General features: G+C 67.9%; 16 protein-coding genes. 9 read left to right on the plus strand and 7 right to left on the minus strand.

Annotation, left to right across the window (positions count from 1 at the left end; translation table 11 throughout):
- Positions 1-80: 80 nt before the first annotated feature.
- On the minus strand, positions 81-629 hold the full coding sequence (gene ruvX, locus PW843_05990) for a Holliday junction resolvase RuvX (GenBank protein ID MDE1146163.1): 549 nt from the start codon (positions 627-629) through the stop codon (positions 81-83).
- 101 nt (positions 630-730) lie between these two features.
- On the opposite strand from ruvX, the gene gatC reads away from it, so the two are divergent.
- Together gatC and gatA are read left to right on the plus strand one after the other, a co-directional pair.
- On the plus strand, positions 731-1,018 hold the full coding sequence (gatC, locus tag PW843_05995; protein MDE1146164.1) for an Asp-tRNA(Asn)/Glu-tRNA(Gln) amidotransferase subunit GatC: 288 nt from the start codon (positions 731-733) through the stop codon (positions 1,016-1,018).
- Positions 1,018-2,502, plus strand: a complete 1,485-nt coding sequence (gene gatA / locus PW843_06000) for an Asp-tRNA(Asn)/Glu-tRNA(Gln) amidotransferase subunit GatA (protein ID MDE1146165.1) — start codon at positions 1,018-1,020, stop codon at positions 2,500-2,502. Before gatC ends, gatA begins: the two co-directional genes overlap by 1 nt.
- Before the next feature lie 85 nt (positions 2,503-2,587).
- Here gatA and PW843_06005 read toward each other — a convergent pair whose 3' ends face one another.
- The 4 genes from PW843_06005 to PW843_06020 all read right to left on the minus strand — a co-directional run bounded on the left by PW843_06005 (position 2,588) and on the right by PW843_06020 (position 5,001).
- The gene (locus PW843_06005) at positions 2,588-3,487 is read right to left on the minus strand and encodes a retroviral-like aspartic protease family protein (protein MDE1146166.1); all 900 of its coding nucleotides are present in this window, start codon (positions 3,485-3,487) and stop codon (positions 2,588-2,590) included.
- A gap of 141 nt (positions 3,488-3,628) precedes the next feature.
- Positions 3,629-4,414 (minus strand): hypothetical protein, encoded by a 786-nt coding sequence (locus PW843_06010; GenBank protein MDE1146167.1) that lies wholly within the window; start codon positions 4,412-4,414, stop codon positions 3,629-3,631.
- 119 nt (positions 4,415-4,533) lie between these two features.
- Positions 4,534-4,719 (minus strand): hypothetical protein, encoded by a 186-nt coding sequence (locus PW843_06015; protein MDE1146168.1) that lies wholly within the window; start codon positions 4,717-4,719, stop codon positions 4,534-4,536.
- A 30-nt stretch (positions 4,720-4,749) separates the two neighbouring features.
- The gene (locus PW843_06020) at positions 4,750-5,001 is read right to left on the minus strand and encodes a hypothetical protein (GenBank protein MDE1146169.1); all 252 of its coding nucleotides are present in this window, start codon (positions 4,999-5,001) and stop codon (positions 4,750-4,752) included.
- Between the two features lie 553 nt (positions 5,002-5,554).
- Here PW843_06020 and PW843_06025 point away from each other — a divergent pair.
- The 5 genes from PW843_06025 (at position 5,555) to PW843_06045 (ending at position 14,216) form a co-directional block, all read left to right on the plus strand.
- Positions 5,555-6,793, plus strand: a complete 1,239-nt coding sequence (locus tag PW843_06025) for an efflux RND transporter periplasmic adaptor subunit (protein ID MDE1146170.1) — start codon at positions 5,555-5,557, stop codon at positions 6,791-6,793.
- Between the two features lie 11 nt (positions 6,794-6,804).
- Positions 6,805-9,963: a CusA/CzcA family heavy metal efflux RND transporter gene (locus PW843_06030; GenBank protein ID MDE1146171.1), complete on the plus strand. Its 3,159-nt coding sequence runs from the start codon at positions 6,805-6,807 to the stop codon at positions 9,961-9,963.
- A gap of 194 nt (positions 9,964-10,157) precedes the next feature.
- Positions 10,158-11,606, plus strand: coding sequence for an efflux transporter outer membrane subunit (locus tag PW843_06035; GenBank protein ID MDE1146172.1), 1,449 nt, complete (start codon positions 10,158-10,160; stop codon positions 11,604-11,606).
- Positions 11,607-11,706: 100 nt separating this feature from the next.
- Positions 11,707-12,534 (plus strand): transporter, encoded by an 828-nt coding sequence (locus PW843_06040; protein MDE1146173.1) that lies wholly within the window; start codon positions 11,707-11,709, stop codon positions 12,532-12,534.
- A 14-nt stretch (positions 12,535-12,548) separates the two neighbouring features.
- Positions 12,549-14,216 (plus strand): HAMP domain-containing methyl-accepting chemotaxis protein, encoded by a 1,668-nt coding sequence (locus PW843_06045; GenBank protein MDE1146174.1) that lies wholly within the window; start codon positions 12,549-12,551, stop codon positions 14,214-14,216.
- A gap of 4 nt (positions 14,217-14,220) precedes the next feature.
- On the opposite strand, the gene PW843_06050 is transcribed toward PW843_06045, so the two are convergent.
- Complete coding sequence (locus tag PW843_06050) at positions 14,221-16,629, minus strand: glycoside hydrolase family 95 protein (protein MDE1146175.1); 2,409 nt, start codon at positions 16,627-16,629, stop codon at positions 14,221-14,223.
- 356 nt (positions 16,630-16,985) lie between these two features.
- On the opposite strand from PW843_06050, the gene PW843_06055 reads away from it, so the two are divergent.
- Both PW843_06055 and PW843_06060 read left to right on the plus strand, forming a co-directional pair.
- On the plus strand, positions 16,986-19,541 hold the full coding sequence (locus PW843_06055; protein ID MDE1146176.1) for an exo 1,3/1,4-beta-D-glucan glucohydrolase: 2,556 nt from the start codon (positions 16,986-16,988) through the stop codon (positions 19,539-19,541).
- Positions 19,542-19,580: 39 nt separating this feature from the next.
- Positions 19,581-20,351 (plus strand): SGNH/GDSL hydrolase family protein, encoded by a 771-nt coding sequence (locus PW843_06060; protein MDE1146177.1) that lies wholly within the window; start codon positions 19,581-19,583, stop codon positions 20,349-20,351.
- 57 nt (positions 20,352-20,408) lie between these two features.
- Here the strand turns inward: PW843_06060 and PW843_06065 are convergent, their stop codons facing one another.
- Positions 20,409-21,635 (minus strand): DUF418 domain-containing protein, encoded by a 1,227-nt coding sequence (locus PW843_06065; protein ID MDE1146178.1) that lies wholly within the window; start codon positions 21,633-21,635, stop codon positions 20,409-20,411.
- Positions 21,636-21,653: the final 18 nt, after the last annotated feature.

Genomic DNA, 21,653 nt, shown 5'->3' on the forward strand with positions numbered 1-21,653 from the left:
GCGGGGCATCCGCCCCTTGGCTATCCTCGTTTTCCGGTCCACTTCGTTCCCCGGAAAATTCCGGCGGCCCCAGTCGGGGCCTACTCGCTTCGCTCGCCCTGATCCTCTTCCGCCTCGGCGGCATCCCGCGCCGCCAGCGCCTCGCGCGCGGCCTGGGCCGACAGATAGTCCAGGGCGCCTTGCAGGATGTAGGCGGCGGCCATGCGGTCCACCACCTCGTCCCGGCGTTTGCGGGTCATGTCCCATTCCACCATCATGCGGCTGACGGCCGAGGTGGACAGGCGTTCGTCCCAGAAGGCGATCTCCGCCGGCTGGCCCAGCAGGTCGGGGCGTTCGATCAGGTTCTGGGCGAACTGGCGGGCGGATTGGGCCGATGGCCCCTCGCTGCCGTCCATGTTCATGGGCAGGCCGATGACGAAACCGGCGACACCCCGGCCGCGCAGTTCGCGGGCCATGTCCTGGACGTCGGTCGTGAACTTGCGCCGCATGATGGTGCCGACGGGCGAGGCGACGCTGAGGCCGGGATCGGAGATCGCCATGCCGATGGTCTTTGAGCCCAAATCCAGGCCCATCAGCCGCCCGCCGCGGGGTAGCTGGGCCTTCAGTTCCGTGAGGTTGCGGATCGCCATACCGGGTGTTACCTTCCGCGCCGCCCGGGGACCGGCGGCATTCGACACGCCGCCTGGACATTTCCCCGCGGCTCCTTATTCCGAAGGAGAGACTTAGCACCATGTCCCTCGACAAGGCCACCGTGGCGAAGATCGCGCATCTCGCCCGCATCAAGGTCCCGGACTCCGATCTGGAGCAACTGGCCGGCGAAATCAGCACCATCATGACGTGGGTGGAAATGCTGGGCGAGGTGGATACCCAAGGCATCGAGCCGATGACCAGCGTGGTCGCGGCCAACCTGCGCCGGCGCCCCGACGCGGTGACCGATGGCGGTTACGCGGAAAAGGTGGTCGCCAACGCCACCGACGCCACCGAGAACTTCTTTTCCGTGCCCAAGGTTGTCGAGTGATGACGAAGCTGACCCATCTGACGATGGCCGATGCCCTGACGGGCCTGGCCGCCAAGGACTTCACCGCCACGGAACTGACCCAGGCGCATTTGGACGCCATGGCGGCCACGCGTGAGTTGAACGCCTTCATCGTCGAGACGCCGGACGTGGCGCTGAAGCAGGCGGCCGCCTCCGACGCGCGCTACGCCAAGGGCGAGCAGCAGCCTCTGGACGGACTGCCCCTGGGCATCAAGGATCTGTTCTGCACCGAGGGTGTGCAGACCACGGCCGCCAGCCACATCCTGGACGGCTTCGTGCCGCCCTATGAAAGCACGGTCACCAGCCAGCTGTTCCGCGACGGCGCCGTCATGCTGGGCAAGCTGAACCTGGACGAATTCGCCATGGGGTCGGCCAACATCACCAGCCATTACGGCCCGGTGATCAGCCCGTGGTCGCCCAAGGATGCCGCCGGCAACTTCACGCGCAAGCTGGTGCCCGGCGGTTCGTCCGGCGGTTCGGCCGCTGCCGTGGCCGCGCGCATCGCCATGGGCGCCACCGGCACCGACACCGGCGGCTCCATCCGCCAGCCGGCCAGCTTCGTCGGCATCGTCGGCATCAAGCCGACCTACGGCCGCTGCTCGCGCTGGGGCGTCGTCGCCTTCGCCTCGTCCCTGGACCAGGCGGGCCCCATGACCCGCACGGTGAAGGACGCGGCCATCATGCTGCGCTCCATGGCCGGCTACGACCCCAAGGACAGCACCTCGATCGACGTGCCGGTGCCGGACTACGCCGCGGCGCTGACCGGTGACATCCGCGGCCTGCGCGTGGGCATTCCCAAGGAATACCGCGTCGACGGCATGCCGGCGGAGATCGAGCGCCTGTGGCAGCAGGGCATCGAATGGCTGAAGGCCGCCGGCGCCACGCCGGTGGAGATCAGCCTGCCCCACACCAAGTACGCCCTGCCGGCCTATTACATCGTGGCCCCGGCCGAAGCCTCCTCCAACCTGGCCCGCTACGACGGCGTGCGCTTCGGCCTGCGCGTCGAGGGCAAGGACCTGAAGGAGATGTATGAGAACACCCGCGCCGAAGGTTTCGGGGCCGAGGTGAAGCGCCGCATCATGATCGGCACCTATGTGCTGTCGGCCGGCTATTACGACGCCTATTACCTGAAGGCGCAGAAGGTGCGTGCCCGCATCGCCGAGGACTTCACCAAGGCGTATGAGCAGTGCGACGTCATCCTGACGCCCACCTGCCCGTCGGCCGCCTTCGGCATCGGCGAGAAGATGGACGATCCCATCGCCATGTACCTGAACGACGTCTTCACCGTGCCCGCCAACCTGGCGGGCCTGCCGGGCCTGTCCGTGCCGGCGGGCCTCAGCGGTGACGGCCTGCCCCTGGGCCTCCAGGTCCTGGGCCGTCCGTTCGATGAGGCGACGGTGCTGAAGGTCGGCCACGTCATCGAACAGGCGGCCGGTGCCCAGCCGCTGCCGCCCATCGTCGGATAAGGGCGCGGCGTAAGGCTTGTTCCGATAGCGTAAAGAAAAAGGCGGCGCCCTTCGCGGGGCGCCGCCTTTTTTTCTACCGCCTCGCCTATGGTGCAGACGGGCTTTCGGCCGGCTGAGACGGCCTCGTCACGCCGAAGAACGCCTTGCCGTCACCGATATAGCTGAAGTAGAGGCGATGCTGGCTGTGGGAAATCAGCAGCCGGTGCACCCGCAGAAAGTCGATACCCAGCAACATGTCGAACTGGGGCAGCCGGTAATCATAGCCGGAACCGCGCACGAGCTTCGGATCCCACTTGTGCATGTCGATGAATTCCAGCTTGGCGTGCTTGATGGTCTCGCCGCCGATGGCGAAGCTGTCCAGCGTGCCGACATAGGTGTGCATGGCATGTGCCCCCAGGCCACCGGTTGGCCCGGTCATGTTCACGCCAGTGTCGCCGATATGCAGGCCGGCCCGTTGCGCCCCTTCAAAGCTGAGCGCGGAGGTGGAGGCGCCCGTATCAAGCATCGCCTGGATCAGTAGGCCGTTGACCTTGACGTCCACCACCACCCGTTCGTTCCAGGCGGGGGACCGGTCCAGCGGCACGTCCACCGCATCCTTGTCCCAATAGGCTAGCCAAGTCTCATCGTCGCAATTGACGGCTTTCAGCAGGATTACTTGGCTATGGGCGTAATCCAGTTCGACGTCGAAGTCGCTGAAGAACGGTTCGCCCAGCAGTCCGATGACGTCCTTGCGGCCCAGGTCATGGGCATTGGCCACCATGACGGCGGTATCGTCGCGGCTCCATGAGCCCAGGGTCAGGTGGCGCAGTGTGGTTTGCCCCACCCGGATGCCGTCGCCACCAATACCGGAGAATTCGACGTCGCCCGACATGCCCTGAATGTCCAGGCCCAGGCGTTCGGCCGCCGGCCGGACGATGAAACTGGCGGTGGAACCGGTGTCCATCAGCCAATAGACCGGCTGGCCGTTGACTGTACCGGCCAGCAAAGGCTGGTTTCCGTTCATGACGACAGGCAGGACGGCGACGCGCGCCAACTGGCATTTGGGCTTGGCCGCGTCCCCGGCCCATGCGGAATTCGCCGCCAGGGATAGGAACGCGAGACCCAGGGCCCAGCGGCCCATGGCGCATCACTTGAACGCCGCCAACTTCAGCGTCTCATCCGGGTTGCCCTTGTCGCAACGGCCGGGCTGGTCGCCTTCCGCCGGTGCCAGATGGGCGGCGTCCAGCGCCGTGGCGCCGTCGTCGCCGGCCTTCAACGTGAAGGTGATCTGGGTCAGGAAGGCGGCCTTGCCGGTGCCCAGCACGGCGGACTGGCGCGCGGCCTCCCCGAAATCGGCGGCCAGGGCGTCGCACAGGGCCTTGCGGGTGAAGTTCTTGCCGGTGGCATTGGCCAGCAGGGTGCCGCCGGAACTGGCCGCCAGCTTCTTCACCAGTTCCCCCGCCTGGGCGTAGTACTGGTCGGCGGACAGGCCGCTGCAATAGCCGTGCTTTTGCCACTCATGCAGCGCCAGGCCGGAGGCTATGCCCGGCATCACTTCGGCCAGGGTGCTGGAGACGGCGGGCGCCAGGGGCGGCAGCACCCGGTCCTTCCAGGTGGGGTCGTTGTCCTTGGCGGAGAGGGAGCAGGCGCTGCTCCACTGCGGCCACAGGCCGTGCAGGGTGGGGTGGGTGGCGCCGAAGCTGGTGGCCCGGTCGCCGGCGGCGCATTCGGGGTGCTTGTTGTCCTGTTCGGAGTTCCTGTTGCTTTGCAGGAAGCAGAACTCCGGCTCCCAACTCAGCACGAACAGATAGGTGTGGTGGCCGGCCGGCTGTTTGTCGGCGGGAGTGGCGGCGTCGGCCGCCAGGGCGGGGGCGACGGCCAGCGTCCAGGCCAGGGTGAGCGCGGCGGCGACGCCCAGCAAGCTTTTACCCATTCCGTGTGTCTCCCTTTGTCGGTGCCCTTATTGAGTGTGGGAAGGGCGCCCGCCCGTCAAGTGGAAAACGGGTCCAAAAGGAGAACAAATTGTTGCGGCGTGATCCGCGCCTGGCCGCGCTACGGCGCGCGTCTGAACAATCCGGCCAGGAATTGCAGGATGAACAGGAACACGCCGATGCCGACGATGATGCGCAGCGCCTCGGCCAGCACCGGGGGCAGCAGGGTCACCGCCAAGTCCACCAGCATGATGATCAGCAGCAGGCTGAGGATGGCGTAGAGAAGATTGCGCAAGGAACCGTTCATGGTGCGTCTCGTCAGGCTTGGGGGATGGGGTCAGCGGCGGCGCCGGAGAACGGCGGCCGTCACCTGGCCCAGGAAGGCGATGAGCGCCAGGCCCACCAGCAAGGGGGGCAGGGCACCGACCACCGGGGGCAGCACCTGCATGGCCAGATCCGTCAGCGGGACCAGCAGCAGCAAGACGACGGTCACGGACAGCAGGTTGTGCAGGGAGTTCAACATGGCGGCCTCGGTGCCGGTTCCCGGTAGGGGCGGTGGCTTAACGATGATCCAGTCGAAAGGCGTCAACCCTTCCTGGGAACGAGAGGGGAATTAGGGTCCCCCACAGGCACGTCAACGGACGGCGGGCCAAAGCGCTAGGGACGGCAACGGAGGGCGTAGTCCGCCGCCGCGTGCGGGGGTGGGGGGTCGCGGGGGCAGGGATAGGCGGGGTCGTTATGGACATGACCAAAGGCGGCGATGCCGAGCGGCGGAGCCATGACCCCGCCGTTGGTATTATGGCCCCTGCGTCAAAAGGCGCGGCCAAGGGGCGGAGGGCGGTGGTACCCCGGCGGCGCTGGGGGAAGAAGTATCCGGGGGTACGGAAACCTCAAGGAAAGCGCGGCATGCCATCCGTTTCATTGGGGGCCTGGTAATCAAAGTGAAATCTGGAACGGTTTTGTCGCCGACACCTGTCGCGGTGCGACAATAAAACCGACGACGCCCTGCGCTGAAATGCCCATTGTTCCGCAAAATCAAAGATGCGATCCCGCTGTTCCTTTGAATTGCGTCGGTACGTCCGTCATGGACCGGCTGGCGGGGTTTCTTTTGCCTTTTTCTGCGTAGCATGGAGTGGCCGCGGGTGCGTTCTTTCGGTTTTGAACAGGGTACCGGCCCGCGCCGGTTGGTGTGGGTGGGCGGCGCCCTGATGCTGGCGCTGGGCGTTGGCGCCGTGGCCTTGCGCCCAGGCGTGGCGGCCCCGGCAGCCCCGGTCGAGGCCCTTCCCCCCGGTCAGTTCCAGGTGACGTCGGCGCAGTGGACGGCCCTGGGGGTGCAACCGGTGGCCACCCACCCCTTCCGGACGCACTATGACACCGACGGCAAGATCGCGCTGAACGACGACACCACCACGCCCGTCTATTCCCCCGTTTCCGGCCGGGTGGTCCAGGTGGTGGCGCGGCTGGGCGATACGGTGGCGCGCGACGCCGTGCTGATGACCGTGGACGCCAGCGAGGTGGCGCAAGGTCGCAGCGATTTGGCCGCCGCCGTCGCGGCGCTTCAGGCGGCCCAGGCCCAGGCCGCCCAGGCGCGCACCATCGAACACCGCCAGGAGCAGTTGTTCCACGCCGAAGGCGGTGCCCTGAAGGACTGGCAGCAGGCGCAGATGGATTTGGTGACGGCCGAGACGGCGGAGAGGACGGCGCAAGCCGCCTTGGCCGCCGTGCACGACCGCCTGCGCATCCTCGGCCGTACGGACAAGGAAATCGCGGCCCTGGCCGCCGCCCCCGCAGGCTTCCTGGCCGCCACGCCGGTGCGCAGCCCCATCGCCGGCACGGTGATGCAGCGCCAGGTGGGCCCCGGCCAATACGTCAACGGGGCCGCCAGCAGCGGTGCCGTCGCCTTCACCGTCGCCGATCTTTCCACCGTCTGGCTGATGGCCGGCGTGCGCGAGGCCGACGTCCCCGGCGTCACCCCCGGCCAGCCGGTGGAGGTGCGGGTGCTGGCCTATCCTGACCGGGTGTTCACTGGCCATGTGGACGCCGTGGCGCCCGCCATCGATCCCGCCACCCGGCGCCTGTCGGTGCGGGTGACGGTGGACAATCCCGACCACGCCCTGAGGCCGGAGATGTTCGCGCGCTTCCGCCTGCTGTCCGGCGATGCCCGCCTTTCCCCGGCGGTGCCCGAACGCGCCGTGATCCGTGAGGGCGAGGGTGCGCGCGTCTGGGTGGCCGACGCCGCCCACCATGCCCTGGCGTTGCGCCCCGTCACCCTGGGCCGCGACGATGACGGCCTGGTGGAGGTGGTGGACGGCTTGAAGCCGGGCGAGAGCGTGGTGACCAGCGGGGCGCTGTTCATCGACCGCGCCGCGCAGGGCGACTGAGGCCGCATGCCATGAACAAGGTCGTCGTTTTCGCGCTGCGCCAGCGCATGCTCATGCTGGGCCTGCTGGCCGTCCTGCTGGTGGTGGGCGTCGCTGCCTTCCTGCGCCTGAACATCGAGGCGTATCCCGACCCGGTCCCGCCCATGGTGGAGATCGTCACCCAGAACAGCGGCCAGTCGGCGGAGGAGATGGAACGGTACATCACCGTGCCCATCGAGGTGCAGATGGCCGGCATCCCCCATGTCACCGCCATCCGCTCCGTCAGCCTGTTCGGCCTGTCGGACATCAAGATCCAGTTCACCTACGACTTCACCTATGACGAGGCGGTGCAGCGCGTCACCAACCAGCTGTCGCAGCTGTCCGGCCTGCCCAGCGGCGCGCAGCCCGAAATCTCCCCCGAAAGCCCGATCGGCGAGATCCTGCGCTATCAGGTGGTGGGGCCGCCGGGCTATTCCGTCACTGACCTCAAGACCCTTCAGGACTGGGTGCTGCAACGCCGCTTCAAGGCGGTGCCGGGCGTCATCGACGTGTCGGGCTGGGGCGGCAAGACCAAGGCCTATGAGGTGACGGTCGACCAGCGCAAGCTGACGGCCTATGGGCTGACCATCCCCGGCGTGCTGCAATCGCTGAACAACGCCAACATCAATGTCGGCGGGCAGACGGTGAACATCGGCGACCAGGCCATGGTGGTGCGCGGTGTCGGCCTGATCCATTCCATCGACGATATCCGCAACACCATGCTGTCGTCCGCCAACGGCACAGCCGTCATGGTGGGCGACGTCGCCACCGTCACCGTGGGCAACCAGCCGCGCCTGGGCATCGCCGGCCGCGACGACCAGGACGACATCGTCCAGGGCATCGTGCTGATGCGGCGCGGGTCGGAAAGCAAGCCCACCATCCTGGCCGCCAAGGCGGAGATGGAGAAGATCAACACTTCCGGCATCCTGCCGCCGGGCGTGTACCTGAAGACCATCTACGACCGGTCGGACCTGATCGACCTCACCACCCACACCGTGCTGCACAACATGATCGAGGGCATCATCCTCATCTTCATCGTGCAGTGGGTGTTTCTGGGCGACCTGCGCAGCGCCATCATTGTGGCGGCCACGGTACCCTTCGCCCTGTTCTTCGCCATTCTGATCATGACCATGCGCGGGGAGTCCGCCAACCTGCTGTCGGTCGGCGCCATCGACTTCGGCCTGATCGTGGATGCCACGGTGATCATGGTGGAGAACATCTTCCGCCACCTGGCGCAGCCACCCAAGGAACGCTTCGCCAAATCCTCCATCCTACACAGCGTGCGGCAGGACGTGATCCTGAAGGGGCGCTTCGGCGTCATCGCCAACTCGGCGGTGGAGGTCAACCGGGCCATCTTCTTCTCCGCCGCCATCATCATCGCCGGCTTCGTGCCCTTGTTCACCCTGTCGGGGGTGGAGGGCCACATCTTCGGCCCCATGGCCAAGACCTACGCCTACGCCATCGCCGGCGGCCTGATCGCCACCTTCACCATCTCCCCGGCCTTGAGCGCCATCCTGCTGCCGGAGCAGGTGCGGGAGCACGACACCATCGTCGTGCGCATCCTGCACCGCTTCTATCCGCCCTTGCTGCGCCTGGCGCTGGGCCGCCGGCGCACGGTACTGGCGGTGGCGGGCGCCCTGCTTCTGCTGGCCCTGGTCTGCACCCGTTTCATGGGCATGGAATTCCTGCCGCACCTGGAGGAAGGCAACCTCTGGATCCGCGCCAACCTGCCCCTGTCCATCTCGCTGGAGGCGGGGACGACGGCGGTGGACGGCATCCGCCGCATCATCAAGGACTATCCCGAGGTCGACACCGTTATCTCCCAGCACGGCCGGCCGGACGACGGCACCGACGCCACCGGCTTCTTCAACGCCGAGTTCTTCGTGCCGCTGAAGCCCTTCGACCAATGGCCGTCCGGCTGGGACAAGGAACGCCTGACCCGCGATATCGAGGCCAAGTTGAGCGAGCGCTATCCCGGCATCGAGTTCAACTTCTCCCAATACATCGAAGACAACGTCGAGGAGGCGGCCAGCGGCGTGAAGGGCGAGAACTCGGTCAAGCTGTTCGGCAACGACCTGGAAACCCTGGAAAAGACCGCCAACCGCATCAAACAGGTGATGGAAACAGTCCCCGGCGTCACCGACCTGGGCGTGTTCAAGTCGCTGGGCCAGCCCACGGTCAAGATCACGGTGGACCGGGTGAAGGCCGCGCGCTACGGCCTGGCGCCGGGCGACGTCAACGCCGTGGTGCAGGCGGCCATCGGTGGCCAGGCGGCCGGCAATTTGTATGAGGATGGCAGCGACCGCAACTTCCCCATCGTCGTTCGGCTGGCGCCGGAATATCGCGGCGACCTGGACGCCATCCGCCACATCACCGTCAGCACCTCGGCACTCGGGTCCGCCCCCGCCGCCATTCCCCTGATGGACGTGGCCGACATCCGCATGGTCTCCGGTGCCTCCTTCATCTATCGCGAGGGGCAGGAACGCTACATTCCCATCAAGTTCAGCGTGCGCGGTCGCGACCTGGGCGGTGCCGTGCTGGAGGCGCAGCGCAAGGTGGCCGAACAGGTGGCCCTGCCCGGCGGCTATCGCCTGGAATGGGTGGGGGAGTTCGGCAATTTGCAGGACGCGGTGCGCCGCCTGGCGGTGGCGGTGCCCGTCAGCCTGGCGCTGATCTGCGTGCTGCTGTACCTGAACTTCGCGTCCATGACCGACACCCTGCTGGCGGCCAGCGTCATGCCCATGGCGCTGGTGGGCGGCATCTTCATCCTGGCGGTCACCGGCACGCCCTTTTCCATCTCCGCCGCCATCGGCTTCATCGGCCTGTTCGGCATCTCGGTGATGGAGGGCATCATCGTCATCGCCTATTTCAACCAGCTGGTCCATGCCGGGCTGGAACGGCCCCTGGCCCTGGTGAAGGCGGCGGAAACGCGGCTCAGGCCCGTGATGATGACCTGCATCGCCGCCTGCGTCGGCCTGCTGCCGGCGGCGCTGTCGCACGGCATCGGGTCGCAGGTGCAGCGGCCGCTGGCCCTGGTGGTGGTGGGCGGCATCCTGCTGGCCCCCATCCTGATCCTGGTGGTGCTGCCGGTGCTGATCAGCCTGTTCTCGAACCGTCAGGCCTTGCCCGTCACGGAAGGGGGGGCCGAATGATGCGGGGTACCGTTCGCGTGGCATTTGATCGTGACCGCTCAAATGCCCCCTCAGACGCCGGGCGGCCACATCCGTGGCCTTGGCTTATCCTCGCTGCGCCCTACGGTGCTCGCTCCGGCGGCCCCGGTCGGGGCCTACACCGGCACGAGTCAAAAGCTCGTGCCGCTGGCGTCTTCCTTCTCACCGCCAGCCTGCTGCTGTCGGCCTGCGCCGTCGGGCCGGACTATTCCCAGCCCGCCGCCCCCGCGGCTGACGCGTTGGGCAAGCCGCCGGTCCTGCCGGCGGACCAGGCCTTGGTCGCCGGCATGGACATTCCCGGCCGTTGGTGGACCCTGTTCAAGTCGCCGGCCCTGGATGGCCTGATCCGTGCCGCCATGGCCAACAATCCCGACCTGGCGGCGGCGCAAGCCGCCCTGCGCGTGGCGCGCGAGGATGCGCTGGCCAACGAGGGCAGCTTCCTGCCGTCGATCAGCGGCAGCTTCCAGGCCACCCGGCAAAAGGACCCCACCGGCACGGTGGCCCCCACGGCTGCCAACAACGCGCCGCAGCTGAACCTGTTCACGCCCCAGCTGGCGGTGTCCTACAGCCCCGACCTGTGGGGGCTGAACCGCCGGGGCCAGGAATCGCTGGAGGCGGCGGCGGAGGCCCAGCGCTTCCAGGTGGGGGCGACCTACCAGACCCTGGCCGCCAACGTCGTGGTGGCGGCGGTGACGGAGGCGAGCCTGCGCGGCCAGATCGCCGCCACGCGCGACATCATCGCCTCGGATGCCAAGGTGCTGGACGTGCTGCGCCGCCAACGTGACCTGGGCCAGGTCTCGACCGCCGACGTGGCGGTGGCGGAGGCGACACTGGCCCAGGCGGAACAGGCATTGCCGCCGCTGGAAAAACAGCTGGAACAGCAGCGCCACCAGCTGAACGCCCTGTTGGGCCGCCTGCCGGGCGACGCCACGCCGGAGACGTTCCAGTTGGCCGACCTGACCCTGCCGGCGGAGGTGCCCTACAGCTTGCCGGTGCGGCTGGTGGAACAGCGGCCGGACATCCGCCAGGCGGCGGCCGACCTGCATGCGGCCAGCGCCCAGGTGGGCGTGGCCATCGCCAACCGTTTGCCCAACCTGACGCTCAGCGGCGCCACCGGGTCCAGCTCATCGGCCCTGAACACCCTGTTCTCGCCGGGCAATGGCTTCTGGAACTTCGGCGCCACCCTGACCCAGCCCCTCTTCGATGGCTTCGCCCTGGCGCACCAGGAGAAGGCGGCGCGGGCGGCGCTGGACCAGGCGGCGGCGCAGTACCGCTCCACCGTCGTGCTGGCCTTCCAGAACGTGGCCGATGCCCTGTCGGCGCTGAAGGCTGACGGCGACGCCTTGGCCGCCGCCCAGCGGGCGGATGACGCGGCGTCCCGCGCCCTGACCATCGCGCGCAAACAGCTGGAACTGGGGTCAGTGGCGCCCAGCACCGTGCTGGCGGCGCAGCAGGCGGCATCGCAGGCGCGCCTGTCACTGGTGCAGGCGCAGGCCGCCCGCCTGGCCGATACCGCGGCCCTGTTCCAGGCGTTGGGGGGCGGCTGGTGGAACGTGCCGCCGGCGGACAAGGACGGCCAGCCCGGTTGGGCCGAGGCGCCGCAAGGGGGTCTGATCAGCCGCTGACCATTATTGGTTGAGGGGGTTTCCCGGTTAACGACCTGGAAACCCATTTGGGCCACCATGCTGTCGCAGGGACATTTTGTCACAGGCGGCGGGGCCCATCTTGGCGATCACATCACTTCGGGTTCTGGCGTGGCCCCTGCTGGCGGCCGGCCTTTGCGCGTTCCCGGCGTTCGCGCAGGAAGAGGGGGCTCTGCGGGAATTCTCGCCCGACCGCCCGGACAAGACGGACGGCCCCTACACCCTGGATGTGGGCCATGTCCAGGTCGAGGCCGACCTGATCAGCCACAACCGCGACTTCTACAACGACGACGGCACGCGCAGGCACGAGTCCATCTTCATGGCGCCCAATATCCGGGTGGGCGTTTGGGACGATGCCGAGATCGATCTGATTACCCCCGCCTATACCGTCATGGCCCTGTCGGAGCGGGGCGGCGGCCACACCCGCGTCCATGGCTGGTCGGACATGACCGTGCGGTCCAAGATCAATTTGTGGGGCAATGATGGTGAGGGCACCACCGCCCTGGGCCTGATCCCCTTCCTAAAAATCCCCACGGCCGGCGCCGCCTTCGGCAACGGCGCGTTCGAGGGCGGCATCGGTCTGCCCTTCGCCATCAAGCTGGGCGGGGATTGGAACCTGGGCACCCAGACCACGCTGGCGCTGAACCGCAATGTGGTGGGGGACGGCTACGATCCGGACATCGCCTTTTCCGTCAGCCTCAGCCACCCGCTGGGCCAGGTGCTGGACGGTTATGTCGAGCTTTACGGCGAGCGCCAGACGGGTGCCGATGCGCAAACCGTGGCCTCGCTGGACATGGGCGTGACCTGGCAGCTTACCGCCAACTTCTCCCTGGATGCCGGCGTCAACATCGGCCTCAGCAAGGCGGCCGACGACCTCAATCCCTTCCTGGGCTTCACCGTCCGTTTCTGAGTGGAGGAAACCGAATGAAACTGGCCAAGAAGCTGACCCTGTCATCGGCCATGAACGTGCTGATGATCCTGATCATCGCCGGCGTCTTCACCGTGACGCTGGGCTGGCTGTCGGATGCCAAGAAGGCGCTGATCGACTGCGCCGACGTGGCCGCCAAGTCGGTACGCGCCGTATCCGTCGGCAATGACCTTTACGCCATCGTCGCGGACGCGGAGATCAACCACAATCTGGACGAGACGCGGAAGGATTGGGCCGCCAAGAAGACCGCCATCCAGGCCATGTTCAAGGATCTGCGCGGGGCCGCCGACCTGCCGGAGGAGAAAGCCGCCCTGGATGGGGCGGAGGCCGGCCTGCAGGTCTATGTGGCGGTGTTCGAGCAAGAGATGCTGCCGGCGCTAGAGAAAAGCGACGTGCTGACCCCTGCCATCCGTGATCTGGATGGCAAGGTGGACGCGGCCCGCAACCAGATGACCGAGAACCTGGAAAAGATGGCCGCGTTGAACCTGGTCCAGTCCAAGGAGGCGGAGCAGGCGTTCGATGCCGCCTCATTGAAGGGGCGCGTCACCGGCCAAGCCTTCGCCGCCGTGGCCATGGTTTTGACCCTGGTGGTGTCCTGGCTGATGGCGCGGTCCATCACCGGTCCCGTCAACCTGCTGAGCCTGGTGATGGAGAAGATGGCGGCCGGCATGCGGCGCGTCGACGTTCCGGGTATCCGGCGCGCTGACGAGATCGGCACCATGGCGCGGGCGGTGGAGGTGTTCCGCGAAAGCCTGATCCAGGGCGACGCCCTGGCGGCGGAGCAGGAAAGCCTGAAGGTGGCGGCGGAGGCGGAACGCAAGGCCGGCATGAACCGTGCCGCCGACAGTTTCGAGGCCACGGTGCGCGGCGTGGTGGACAAGGTCGCGGCATCCGCCGCCGACATCCACGGCACCGCGTGCGAGTTGGGCACCGCGGCGGCGGAAAGCCTGCGCCAGACCACCACGGTGTCGGCCGCCGCCGGCCAATCCGCCGGCAATGTGCGCACCGTCGCCACCGCCAGCGAGGAGCTTTCCTCCTCCATTGGCGAAATCAGCCGCCAGGTTGAAAGCTCCGCCAACATCGCCCGCCAGGCGGTGGGCCAAGTGGATGCCACGCGCGGCACGGTGGACGGCCTGGCGGAAGTGGCCAGGCAAATCGGCACCGTGGTGCAACTGATCAGCGACATCGCCGGCCAGACCAACCTGCTGGCCCTGAACGCCACCATCGAGGCCGCCCGGGCGGGTGAGGCGGGCAAGGGTTTCGCCGTTGTGGCGTCCGAGGTGAAGGCCCTGGCCAACCAGACGGCCAAGGCGACGGAAGAAATCTCCGCCCATGTCGGCGCCATCCAGGGCGCCACCGGCCAGGCGGTGACGGCCATCGGCGACATCGGCACCACCATCCGCCGCATCGACGAGATCGCCACCATCATTGCCGCCGCCGTGCAGCAGCAGGGGGCCGCCACCCAGGCCATCGTCAGCAATGTCGGCGAGACGGCACGGGCGACGGAAGAAATCACCCAGAACATCTATGGTGTGAACGAACGCGCCCGCCAGACGGCCACCGCATCAGCCCAGGTGGAGACATCCTCCACCGAACTGACAGCCACCGCCGGCGTCCTGCGCCAGCAGGTCGATGCCTTCCTGGCGCAGTTACGGGTGGCGTAGGGCTTCAGGCCAGGGCCAGCCGTCCGTCCTTCAGCACCAGCCGCTTCTCGGCGCCGGCCGGCAGCCTGGCGTTCACCACCTGATCCCCCAGTCGTACCAGCCAGTGCCCGGCCTCGTGCCCGGCGTTGCGCAGGGTGGCCTGGTCCAGCCGGCCGTCACGCCAGGCCAGATCCAGCCGGCCGCCGCCGCGCACGCGCACGCCGCTGAGGCGGCCGGTGGGCCAGGCGGCGGGCAGGGCCGGCAGCAATTCGATGTCGCCGCCGATGCTTTGCACCAGCATTTCCACCATGCCGGCGGTGCCGCCGAAATTGCCGTCGATCTGGAAGGGCGGGTGGGCGTCGAACAGGTTGGGATAGGTGCGGTCGGGGTTCAGCAGCAGCTTCAGGATGGTGTGGGCGTGCTCACCGTCCTTCAGGCGCGCCCACAGGTTCAGGCGCCAGCCCAGGCCCCAGCCGGTGGCGTTGTCGCCCCGGATCTCCAGCGATTTGCGGGCCGCCGCCGCCAGGCCCGGCGTGCCGCGCACGGTGATCTGGTCGGCGGGGTAGAGGGCGTAGAGGTGGGAGACGTGGCGGTGGTGGATCTCCGGCGCCTGCATGTCCCAATCCTCCAGCCATTCCTGCAACTGGCCGGAGGACCCGATGCGGTCGGGCGGCAGGCGGTCGCGGGCGGCCGTGACCTTGGCCCGGAAGTCGGCGTCGCGGCCCAGGATGTCGGCGGCCTTGAGGGTGCTGGTGAACAGGTCGCGCAGGATCTGCCGATCCATGGCCGGGCCGGCGCACAGCGCGATGCCGCCGGGATGGGCGTTTTCCGGCGACAGCGACGGGTTGGTCACCAGCCAGTCGCTGCCCGGCAGCACCATCAGCGTGTCCAGGAAGAACTGCGACGCCCCCTTCAGGATGGGATAGATGTCGGCCAGGAAGGCCTTGTCCCGGCCATAGTCGTAATGGTCCCACAGGTGCCGGCACAGCCAGGCGCCGCCGGTGGGCCACAGCGCCCATTCCGGCCCGTCGGGCGGGGCGCTGGTGCGCCACAGGTCGGTGTTGTTGTGCGTGACCCAGCCGCCCGCGCCATACATCTCCCGCGCCGTGCGGGCCCCTGTTTCCGACAGGTCCTTCAGCATGCCCACCAGGGGTTCCAGGCATTCACCCAGGTCCACCAGCTCCGCCGGCCAGTAGTTCATCTCGGTGTTGATGTTGATGGTCCACTTGCATTCCCAGGGCGGGTCGATCTGTTCGTTCCAGATGCCCTGCAAATTGGCCGGTTGGGTCCCGGGCCTGGAACTGCCGATCAGCAGGTAACGGCCATAGTTGAAATAAAGGGTGGCCAGCGCGGGCTCATCCTGGGTGGCGTTGGCGCGCACGCGCTCATCCGTCGGCAGGCTTGCTGCGGGCGTGGTGCCCAAATCCAGCGCCACACGGCGGTACAGGCGCCGGTGTTCCGCCACATGGTCGTCGCGTAGGGCGCCATAGGTCTTGGCGGCGGCACGCGCCAGGGTGGCGGCCGTCAGCGCCGCCGGGTCGGCGCTGATGTCGTCGTAACGCTTATAACCGGTGGCGGCGGCGATCAGCACCACGGCCTCATCCGCGTGGCTGATGGTCACGCCGTCGCTGCCGGCCTGCACATGGCCGCCGGTGGCCAGCACCTTCAGGCGCACGGCGAACTTCAGGCGGCCCTCCACGCCCGGCCGGCTGGGGCTGATGCCGGTCAGCAGCAGGCCGTTGTCCCCGTCCGGCACCAGGGTGGCGTTCTGCGGCGTCAACAGCGACAGGTTGGCGCTGACCAGCCCCCGCCGGTTGGTGGACAGGCGGGCGACGATCACCTGGTCGGTGGCACTGGCGAACACCTCGCGCATATGCTCCGACCCCCAGGCCCCGCCGCCGGTGCTGAGGCGGGTGGTGGTGATGGCGGTGTCCAGGTCCAGGCGGCGGTGATAGTCGTGCACCGTGTCCAGGCTCTGGAACAGCAGGACGGCGTCGCCCAGTGGCTGATAGGGCATCTGTTTCAGCGGTGTGGCCATCACCTTGGCCCGGGCCAACGCCTCCGCCTCGGCATAGCGGCCCTGGAAGATCAGGTCGCGCACCTGGGGCAGCGCATCGTGCGCCTCCGCGTTCACGTTGCTGTAGGGGCCGCCGGCGTGGAACGTGTCCTCGTTCAGTTGCAGGCGTTCCATCGACATGCCGCCGAACGCCATGGCGCCCAGCCGGCCGTTGCCCACGGGCAGCGCCTCCACCCACTGGGCCGCCGGTTGGCGGTACCACAGCGTGTGGGTGGGGTCGGGATCAGGCAGGGAGGGCAGGGGAAGGGCCGCCGGAGGATCCGCCGCCAGGACCTTGCCCGCCGTGCCCACGGCCAGGAAGGCCGCGGCACTGGACAGCAGGATGGCGCGGCGGGTGGGCCGGATGGGCGTGGACATGGGGGCGCCTTCCTTGATCAGGTCAAGTCTCGTTGATGGAAGACGGGCGGGCACCGCCTGGGCACACCGGATGCCTCTGCGGCATGCCGTCACGCTTCCTCCGTCCCGGTGGTCGCGGCCGCCGGTTTCAGGGGCGATCCTAATGTGACCGGTATCAGGGGGCAAGCCGCCGTCGCTTGCGGCGAAGGCTTCGATGGCGTAATTATCCTATTAATCAAAACCACAAGAACAACGCCACCATCCTGCCCAGCGCACCACACAGTGATCGAGGCCCGCCCCTTACGGCTTGGCGGCGTCCCCCGTATCCTGTGCCTTGGGCACCGATGCCAGCCGTCAGGGAACATGGGAAAGCGCGCATGCCGCATCATAAGGTTCCTTTGGCCAAGGCCCTTCTGGCATCCCTGGCGTTCGCCCTGTTGATCGCGCCCCCCGCCTTCCCGCAGCAGCCGCCACCCGTTGCCGACAGTCGCGGTGTGGCCCACCCCAGCCTCTGGCCCGCCGCCAAAAGCCGGGGCCTGATCGATGCCCGGACGGAGGCGTTCGTGACCGGCCTGATGGCGAAGATGAGCGTGGAGGACAAGGTCGGCCAGATGATCCAGGCCGACATCGGCACGGTCACGCCGGCCGACCTGCGCGACTATCCCCTGGGCTCCATCCTGGCCGGTGGCGACAGCCCGCCTGCGGGCGGTGAGGATCGCGCCAGGGCCGACAAATGGGTGGAAACGGCCCGCGCCTTCCGTGCCGCCTCGCTGGCGGATCGGGTGGGGCACACGCCCATCCCCATCCTGTTCGGCATCGACGCCGTGCACGGCAACAACAACGTGGTCGGCGCCACGCTGTTTCCCCACAACATCGGGCTGGGGGCCGCCCACGAACCGGCCCTCATCCGCCGCATCGGCGTCGCCACGGCGCAGGAGGTGGCGGTCGCCGGCATCGATTGGGCCTTCGGTCCCACCCTGGCCGTGCCGCGCGACCACCGCTGGGGCCGCAGCTATGAGGGATACTCCGAGGATCCGCAGATCGTGGCCCTGTATGCCGGTGAGATGGTGCAGGGCCTGCAGGGACTGCCCGGTGCCGGCCAGGCGCTGCAACATGGCCACGTCGCGGCCTCGGCCAAGCATTTCCTGGGCGACGGCGGCACCACCCGGGGCATCGACCAGGGCGACACCGATGTGGGTGAGGATGAACTGATCCGCGTCCACGCCGCGGGCTATCCGGCCGCCATCAATGCCGGCGTCATGACGGTCATGGCCAGTTTCTCCAGCTGGCAGGGCGTGAAGATGCACGGCAACAAGAGCCTGCTGACCGACGTGCTGAAGGGGCGCATGGGGTTCGACGGTTTCGTCGTCGGCGATTGGAACGGCCATGGCCAGGTGCCGGGCTGTACGGCGGAGTCCTGTCTCGCCGCCATCCTGGCCGGCATCGACATGATCATGGCGCCCAACGACTGGAAGGCGCTGTTCATCAACACCGTCGCCCAGGTGAAGGCGGGGCAAATCCCCCCGGCGCGCATCGACGACGCCGTGCGCCGCATCCTGCGGGTGAAGGTCAAGCTGGGACTGTTCGAGGCCGACCGACCGTGGGAACTGCGCGACGGCGTGATCGCCGCCCTCGACCATCGCGCCCTGGCGCGCGAGGCGGTGCGCAAGTCCCTGGTGCTGCTGAAGAACAACGGCGCCATCCTGCCGCTGAAGGGCAAGTCGCGCATCCTGGTGGTGGGGGAGGCGGCGGACGACATCGGCCACCAGTCCGGCGGCTGGACCCTGTCCTGGCAGGGCACCGGCAACAAGAACAGCGATTTCCCCAACGGCCAATCCATCTTCGACGGCTTGCGCCAGGTGGCGCAGGAAGAGGGCGGCAGTGCGGAATTCAGCCGCGACGGCAGTTACATCCTCACCCCCGACGTGGCGGTGGTGGTGTTCGGCGAACATCCCTATGCCGAGTTCCAGGGCGACCTGCCCAGCCTGGAATACCAGCCGGGCGACAAGCCGGATCTGGCGTTGCTGAAGAAGCTGAAGGCCGAGGGCATTCCGGTGGTGTCCGTCTTCCTGTCCGGCCGGCCCCTGTGGGTGAACCCGGAGATCAACGCGTCGGACGCCTTCGTCGCCGCCTGGTTCCCGGGCTCGGAGGGCGGCGGCGTGGCCGATGTGCTGGTGGGCGATACGACCGGCCACCCGCGTTATGACTTCACCGGCAAGCTATCCTTCTCCTGGCCCAAATCGGCGGCGCAAACCGGCCTGGTACGCGGCAAGCAGCCCTACGACCCCCTGTTCGCTTATGGCTATGGCCTGCGCTACGCCGATGCCAAGCCGACGGAGGTGGCGACCCTGCCGGAGGTGTCCGGCGTGGACGCGGCTGTCGCCAACATCGACAGCTATTTCGTGCGTGGCCGCAACCCGGCGCCGTGGGGATTCGTCCTGCGCCAGGGTGCCGCCGTGGTGCCGGTCGCCGGGGACGGCGGTGCCGCGTCCGTGGCGGGCGCATTGACCGTACATCCGGTGGACGCCGGCGGCGTGCAGGCGGCCGGCCGCCAGTTCACCTGGCTGGGCAAGGCCGATGCTGCCGTCGCTGTCACCGGCACGACGCTGGATCTGACGCGCCAGGCCAATGGCGCCCTGTCCTTGCAGATCGAGTATCGCGTGGATGAGGCGCCCTCGGCCGCCGTGCTGCTGACGGCCGGCCGGGAGCCTGGTGGCCCGGGTGCCCTGGACGTGACGGCCGTGCTGAAGGCGGCGCCCGTGGGGCAATGGCAGACCCTGAAAGTGAAGCTGTCCTGCTTCAAGCAGGCGGGGGCCGACCTGTCGCAGGTCACGGCACCCTTTGCGCTGGGGACCCGGGGCACGCTGCGCCTGTCCCTGGCCGCCGTGCGTTTGTCCGCCGACCCGGCCGGGTCCATCTGCCCCGGCCCGTGACCCTTTCCATTCCAAGCAAATCCCAGGGAGGATGATCCAATGAACAAACGCAGCAAGCACGCGGTGATGGCCGTGGCCCTGGCCCTCACCGGCCTGATGACCAGCCGCATCGCCCTGGCGGCCGATGAGCAGCCGCCCAGTGCCGAGCAGATCGCCAAGTGGCACCAGGAAGAGGAGGATCGTTTGCACAACGACCCGGCCTATCTGAACCGCTACGCCGCCGATAACGAGAAGCTGTTGGCCACGCCGGGCTCCGTCAAGGTGGTGTTCATGGGCGACAGCATCACCCAGCTGTGGGTGGAAAAGACGCCTGATTTCTTCAAGCCCGGCTGGGTGGGCCGTGGCATCAGCGGCCAGACCACGGCCCAGATGCTGATGCGTTTCCGCCAGGACGTCATCGACCTGCACCCCAAGGTCGTCCACATCATGGCCGGCACCAACGACTTGGCCCAGAATTTGGGGCCGGTCTCGCCGCAGCAGCTGAAGAACAACATCATGAGCATGGTGGAACTGGCGCAGGCCCATCACATCAAGGTGATCCTGGCCGGCATCCCCCCGGCGGTGGACTTCAAATGGCGCCCCGGCCTGGATCCGGCGCCCAAGATTGCCGCCCATAACGCCTGGCTGAAGGACTACGCCGCCAAGGTCGGCGCCCTGTATGTCGACTACAAGGACAGCGTCGGTGACGACAAGGGCGACTTCAAGCCCGGCTTGGCCTCCGACGGCGTGCACCCGACGCCGGCGGGCTATGCCGCCCTGGACCCGCAGGCCGAGAAGGTGGTGGAAAAGGCGCTGGCCGAGGCGAAGTGATCGCCGGCTGGTTTTGAATGACAAAGGCCTCGGGGTAGGTATTCCGGGGCCTTTTTCTTATGCCGCGTCCGCCAGCGCCGGCCGGGGGGCGTGGCGCAAGGGCAGGCCCAGGGTACGGAAGGTGGCGGCGCGCCACAGCCATTCCAGCGGGCCGTAGCGATAGTGGCGCAGCCACCAGTGCGCCAGGGCGCATTGCAGGGCGACGAAGACGATACCGGCGCTGACGCTGTAGAACGGCCCCATGAAACGGTAGAGCCCCAGGCCGAAGCCGTAGAACAGCGGCACGAAGACCAGGGCCTGGCTGACGTAGCACGTCAGGCTCATGCGCCCGAAGGAGGCCAGGGCGCGGATGGGCGCCAGGCCTTGCAGGCGGGGATACAGCAGGACGAAGCCGCTGGCCCAGATGGCCATTTGCGCCAGGCCGCAATAGGCCCCGGCCAGGCCCGCCACCTCGATGTGGGTGGTCATGGGCAGGCCGGCCCCATCCGCCAGGCGCTTCAGGGGATAGAACACGGTGAAGGCCAGGGCGCCGCCGGCCAGGACGCCTTGCAGCAGGCGGCGGTGCTGGTCGGGGCGTTCCAGCACGCGGTTGCGTCCCACTACCACGCCCACCAGGAACAGGCCCATCATCTGAAGATAACGCCCGGTCTCGAGGGTGAAGAAGGTGCGGGCCAGCAGGCCGTCCCACAGGTTGGCCTTCACCACGTCGATAAGGCCGCCATCGGCATAAATGGGGGTCAGGCGCTCATAGACCGACCAATGGAAGGGGAGGGGCGGCGGCGGCAGGCGCCCGCTCAGCAGGCCTTCCACCAGCCACAGGGTGGGCGGCTGGATCAGCAGCACCGCCGCCAGGACCAGCAGCGCCCGGTCGCCCATGCGATGCAGCAGCACCAGGGGGGCGCCCATCACCGCCAGGATGCCCAGGATGTCGCCGCAATAGATCAGGCTGTGCACCCAGCCGATGGCGGCCAGCACGGCCAGGCGCCACAGGAAACGGGCGTTCGGGTTGCCGCCCTTGCGCGACCAGCTGTCCAGGATCAGGGAAAAGCTGATGCCGAACATCAGGGCGAAGATGCCGTAGGCCTTGCCGCCGAACAGGAAAAAGGCGGTGTCGTTGGCGGCGCCGTCAAAGGGCTTCAGCCACGCTGGCGGATCGGTGGGCCCGCGCAGGAAATCGAAATGCTCGATGGTGTGCAGCAGGAACAGGCCCACCAACGCCGTTCCCCGCAGGGCGTCGATCACGGTGATGCGGTTGCCCGCCCCGGATCCGGATGATGTGGCCATGAGGCGTCCCGTTGTTCC

It is taken from the genome of Azospirillaceae bacterium, from assembly GCA_028283825.1.
GTDB lineage: Bacteria > Pseudomonadota > Alphaproteobacteria > Azospirillales > Azospirillaceae > Nitrospirillum.